Source organism: Actinoplanes sp. ATCC 53533, from assembly GCF_003947245.1.
This window is the reverse complement of sequence record NZ_QHHV01000527.1, coordinates 1-1,365: the sequence shown is the minus strand read 5'-3', so window position 1 is coordinate 1,365 and position 1,365 is coordinate 1. Positions and strand designations below refer to the sequence as shown.

The following is a 1,365-nucleotide window of genomic DNA, read 5'->3' as shown; positions in this document are numbered from 1 at the left end:
GCCATAATGCGTAACCATCGCTCATCAATGTCTCGCGCCGCTTCCAACACATCAGTCTGTTTGCATACGTTCACGTGAGCCTCGAATCCGAGGCCGGATTGCCGCCGTCCGCTGCACCTCAGCGCGCGGTCACGTCAACGGAGGTACACGTAGTGCGCAAGGTGGTCGTAGGACTACTCGGCGCCGCGATGGTCACCAGTGTCGGGGTCATGCTCCCCGGTGGTGCCAACGCCGCCCCGCCAGTGGATCCAGCGCCGGTCGCAAAGGCCGATGCCAACTCAGCACCTGTCGACGATCTGCCCAACCCGCTCGAGGACAAGCGTCGCGCCCTGCGCGAGCAGGCCGTCGCCGACGTGGTGAGCGGCAAGGCCAAGGCGGTGACGAAGGACGGCAGTTCGGTCGTCAAGGTCGGACGCACCCAGGGCTCCGGCACGAGCAACCGCGCCGTCGCCAAGGCCGGCCAGGACCAGTACGTCGAGGTCGGCCGCGAGCGGACCGACCGGATCTTCGTGATCCTGACGGAGTTCGGCAACGAGCGCAGCCCGAGCTACCCGGACAAGGACATGGCCCCTACCATTCCGGGGCCGGCCCGCTTCGACGGACCGCTGCACAACGAGATCCCCAAGCCGAACCGTGCCGTGGACAACTCCACGGTCTGGCAGGCGGACTACTCGGCGGACTTCTACCGCAACCTGTACTTCGGTGAGGGCACTGGCGTCGAGTCGGTCAAGACCTACTTCGAGAGCCAGTCCTCCGGGCGCTACAGCGTCGACGGTGAGGTCACCGACTGGGTGAAGGTGCCGTTCAACGAGGCCCGGTACGGCCGCTCCAACGACAACCCGACCGACGCCAACGGCGACGACCCGGCCGTCTGCGCCTCCAGCACCTGCAACAACACCTGGGCGCTGGTCCGCGACGCCGCCAACCGCTGGGTCGAGCTCCAGAAGGCCGCCGGCCGCACGGACGCGCAGATCGCCGCCGACATGAAGTCGTTCGACCAGTACGACCGCTACGACTTCGACGGCGACGGCGACTTCAACGAGTCCGACGGCTACATCGACCACTTCCAGATCGTCCACTCCGGCGGTGACCAGGCCGACGGCGACCCGAGCCAGGGTGAGGACGCCATCTGGAGCCACCGCTGGTACGCGTACGGCACCGACCAGGGCCGCACCGGCCCGGCCGGCAACCTGCTCGGCGGCACCCAGATCGGCACCACCGGGATCTGGATCGGCGACTACACGATCCAGCCGGAGAACGGCGGCCTGTCGGTCTTCGTGCACGAGTACACGCACGACCTGGGCCTGCCGGACGACTACGACACCTCCGGTGGCGGCGACAACAACAACGAGCACTGGACTCTGA

The 1,365-nt window shown here is 67.2% G+C and carries 1 protein-coding gene; it reads left to right on the top strand.

Going from position 1 to position 1,365, the window contains the following annotated elements; genetic code table 11:
- Positions 1-188 precede the first annotated feature (188 nt).
- Positions 189-1,365: immune inhibitor A domain-containing protein (locus tag DMB66_RS59790; protein WP_125812692.1), on the top strand; the 1,177-nt coding region annotated here is incomplete at its 3' end.